Below are 3,718 nucleotides of genomic sequence, written 5' to 3'. Positions count from 1 at the left end.
GGCGATGCCGCCGCGGGCCCACAGGACAGTGACGACCACCAGGCTCAACCCGGCCGCGGCCCGCGCGGCGGGCGCCCACCAGCGCGGGGTGGGGGAGACGCGGGGGCGCACGGACGTCAACGTACAAATGGTTCCGCCCGCTGGGCAGGGGTTAGTGAGAAGGCCGACGAAGGCCCGGATATCCGTTATCCGGCGGCGCCCACACCCACCGCCGCGGCGCTGGCCTCCCACAGCCGGGCGGCCACCGCGGGGTCGGCGGCCACGGTGTCCGGCCGGGTCACCTTGTGCCCCACGTAGTAGGCGCCGTCGACGACCTCGGCGGTGCTCAGCCAGGTCAGCAGGTCGCCGGCCTGCTCAGGCGTGGTCAGGAACGGCGCGAACCGGTAGAAGAACTTGGTCGCCGCACCGACGCCGAAGTTGCTGCGCACCACCCCCGGGTGGAACGACACCGAGGTGATCTCCGGCCAGCGCCGGGCCGCCTCGGCGGCGAACAGGATGTTCGCGGCCTTGCTGGCCCCGTAGGCGCGCCACGAGCTGTACTTGTCGGCCGAGCCGGTGAAGTCCTCCGGGTCCAGCCGGGCGCGCTGGTGCGCCCGGGACGCCGTGTTGACCACCCGGCCACCGTCGAGCGCCCCGCGCAGCAGGTGGGTGAGCAGGAACGGCGCCAGGTGATTGCCCTGGATGGTGGCTTCGAAGCCGTCCGCGGTGCGGACATAGGACTCCATCATGCCGCCGGCATTGTTGGCCAGGACGTCGATCTTCGGGTACGCGGCCAGCAGCTCGGCGGCCAGCTTTCGTACTTCGTCGAGCACAGTGAAGTCGGCGCGGAATTCGTCCGGCTCGGGCCCGGTGGCGGCGGCCCGTACGGCGGCCATCGCGGCACCCAGCCGGCGGGGATCGCGGCCCACCACGACCACCTGCTCACCCCGCGCGGCGAGTTGCCGGGCGGCGGCCAGGCCCACGCCCGAGCTGGCTCCGGTGATCACAAACGTGCGTGGCATGTGTCGCTCCTCATGTCTGCGCTGTCGCACCCATCGTGCATCCTGGCAGCGGTGATCGGTTACGTGCCGGTCTTAGGAAAAGAGAACGATGAGCACCGAGATCGTCGTGCCGGCATCCGTGGACAGTCCGGTCCAGGCAGCACCGCCGGCACACACTGTCACCCGCTGGCTGCTCGCGCACCGGGTGCAGCCGGTCGGACCGGAGGCCGCCGAGGGCTCCCACCCCCAGCCCTGGTGGAAGGTCATGGCACTGACCGGCGTGGACTACTTCTCCACCCTGTCGTACCTGCCGGCCATCGCGGCGCTGGCCGCCGGGGCGCTGTCCCCGCTGGCCACCCTGCTGATCGTGGCGCTGACCCTGCTCGGCATGCTCCCGATGTACCGGCGGGTGGCCCAGGAGAGCCCGCACGGCCAGGGCTCGGTCGCGATGCTGGAAAATCTGCTGCCGTTCTGGCGCGGCAAGCTGTTCGTGCTGGTCCTGCTCGGCTTCGTGGTCACCTCGTGGATCGTCACGATCACCCTGTCGGCCGCCGACGCCACCGTGCACATGTCGGAGAACCCGTACCTGCCGGGCTTCCTGCACGGCCACGCGGTGCCGATCACCATCGTGCTGCTGCTCATCCTCGGCTTCGTCTTCCTGCTCGGCTTCTCCGAGGCCGTCAAGGTCGCCATCCCCCTGGTGGTGGTCTTCCTCGGCCTGAACGCGGTGATCACCGTGGTCGGCCTGGCCGACGTGTTCACCACCGCGGGCGCACTGTCGGCCTGGGTGGACGCGCTCGGTGCCCACGGCACCGGCTTCTTCGATCTGCTCGGCCCATCCGTACTGGCCTTCCCGGCGCTGGTCCTGGGCCTGTCCGGCTTCGAGACCGGGGTCAGCATGATGCCGCTCATCGCGGCGTCCGGCGAGTCGCCCGCGGAACGGATGAGGTCCCGGGTCCGCAACACCCGCAAACTGCTCACCACCGCGGCGCTGATCATGAGCGTCTACCTGATCGCGACGAGCTTCGTGACGACCGTGCTGATCCCGGCGCGGGAGTTCGAGCCGGGCGGGCAGGCCAACGGGCGGGCGCTGGCCTACCTGGCCCACGAGAAGCTGGGCGAGATCTTCGGCACGGCGTACGACCTCAGCAGCATCCTGATCCTGTGGTTCGCGGGCGCGTCGGCGATGGCCGGCCTGATCAACATCGTGCCGCGCTACCTGCCCGGCTACGGCATGGCCCCGGAATGGGCCCGCGCGATCCGGCCGGTGGTGCTGGTCTACACGGCGATCAGCATCGGCATCACCATCGTCTTCAAAGCGGACGTGAACGCGCAGGCGGGCGCGTACGCCACCGGCATCCTGGCCATGATGGTCTCGGGCGCGGTGGCCGTGGCGATCTCGGCGGTCCGCCGCCGCCGGCGCAAGGCGGCGGCCGGCTTCACGATCCTGACGCTGATCCTGCTGTACGCCCTGGCCGAGAACATCGTGGAGAAACCGGACGGCATCGCGATCTCGGCGGTCTTCGTGGCCGCGATCATCGTGGTCTCGCTGATCTCCCGCGTCACCCGCACCACCGAGCTGCGGGCGGACCGCATCGAGTTCGACGAGCCGGCCCGCCGCTTCATCGCGGAGTCGGTCCAGCACGACGGCGAGCTCAACCTGGTCGCCAACCGCCGGCAGGCCGGCGACGAGCAGGAGTACGCGGCCAAGGAACGCGAACAACGCGGCATGAACCCGGTCCCGGGGGCGGCCGACATCCTGTTCCTGGAGATCAAGGTGATCGACCCGTCGGAGTTCAGCGAGGTCCTGCGCGTGCACGGCGAACAGGTGGGCCCGTACCGCATCCTGCGGGTGCAGAGCCCGGCCGCACCGAACGCGATCGCCGCGGTCCTGCTCGCCCTGCGCGACGCGACCGGGGTACGGCCGCACTGCTACTTCGAATGGGCGGAAGGCAGCCCACTGGTGCACCTGTTCCGCTACCTGCTGCTGGGCCGGGGCGACACGGCGCCGGTGGTCCGCGAGATCATCCGCAAGAGCGAACCCGACCCGGCCCGCCGCCCCGGCATCCACGTGGGCGGCTGACCCTTCTCTGCGGCCCGGACGTCAGCGCAGGCGCGCCGTCCCGTACAGGTGATCAAAAATGATCTGATCGACCGGGGAGACGCGAGGACGATCGGCATGGGTGAGCCAGACGATCTCCTCGATCTCACTGTCCGGCCGCAGAACGCCCTGATAATCGGCGGTGTAGCAGGTCATCCGGACGACGGTCCCGGCGGAATGCCCGTGGGCGGGAGCCTCAAAGGTCCCGACATGCTCGGCGCTGCCGGGGGTGATGGTCACGCTGAGCTCCTCCCGGATCTCGCGGACGAGGGTGTCGATGTCGCTCTCGCCGGGCTCCCGCTTCCCGCCGGGAAGGTAGTAGACGTCCTTGCCGCGTGAGCGGGAGCTGAGGATCGCGCCGTTCTCGATGCGGATCCAGGCGATCTTGTCGATGACGGTCATGGGTTGCCTTCTGACTGTTGTCTGTCGCGCGCTGGGATGCGCCGGGCCGGGTGGTCACTCGGCCTGACGGCCGTCGACGACGGTAGCGCCGGCGCGGTCAGCGATCCTGGGCGGTGTCGATGAGCTTGCCGGCTACGGCTGGGGTCGGTCGGCTCGGGCTTCTCACCTGTCCCGGCCTTGCCCGCCTGACCCGCTTGCCCGCTGACCCGCTTGCCCGCCTGACCCGCTTGGCCGC

3 protein-coding genes are annotated in these 3,718 nt (G+C 70.3%); 1 reads left to right on the top strand and 2 read right to left on the bottom strand.

Features of this window, described 5'->3' with window-relative positions; genetic code table 11:
- Nucleotides 1-185 precede the first annotated feature (185 nt).
- A complete protein-coding gene (locus AB0C29_RS38000) occupies nt 186-1,001 on the bottom strand; it encodes an SDR family NAD(P)-dependent oxidoreductase (protein WP_360831061.1) in 816 nt (271 codons plus the stop codon).
- 88 nt (nt 1,002-1,089) lie between these two features.
- Here AB0C29_RS38000 and AB0C29_RS37995 point away from each other — a divergent pair, with 88 nt between their 5' ends.
- A complete protein-coding gene (locus tag AB0C29_RS37995) occupies nt 1,090-3,063 on the top strand; it encodes an amino acid transporter (RefSeq protein WP_360831059.1) in 1,974 nt (657 codons plus the stop codon).
- Nucleotides 3,064-3,084: 21 nt separating this feature from the next.
- On the opposite strand, the gene AB0C29_RS37990 is transcribed toward AB0C29_RS37995, so the two are convergent.
- Nucleotides 3,085-3,483: an NUDIX domain-containing protein gene (locus AB0C29_RS37990; RefSeq protein ID WP_360831056.1), complete on the bottom strand. Its 399-nt coding sequence runs from the start codon at nt 3,481-3,483 to the stop codon at nt 3,085-3,087.
- Nucleotides 3,484-3,718 lie beyond the last annotated feature (235 nt).

Source organism: Actinoplanes sp. NPDC048791 (assembly GCF_040650095.1).
In the GTDB taxonomy this organism is placed as follows: Bacteria; Actinomycetota; Actinomycetes; order Mycobacteriales; family Micromonosporaceae; genus Actinoplanes.
The sequence above is the reverse complement of the archived record's forward strand: the minus strand, read 5'-3'. Positions and strand labels throughout refer to the sequence as shown.

What these genes read in the sequence shown, in the direction of transcription:
- AB0C29_RS37995 (WP_360831059.1), top strand. Translation starts at nt 1,090, where the DNA reads ATGAGCACCGAGATCGTCGTGCCGGCATCCGTGGACAGTCCGGTCCAG.
- AB0C29_RS38000 (WP_360831061.1), bottom strand. Translation starts at nt 1,001, where the DNA reads ATGCCACGCACGTTTGTGATCACCGGAGCCAGCTCGGGCGTGGGCCTG.
- AB0C29_RS37990 (WP_360831056.1), bottom strand. Translation starts at nt 3,483, where the DNA reads ATGACCGTCATCGACAAGATCGCCTGGATCCGCATCGAGAACGGCGCG.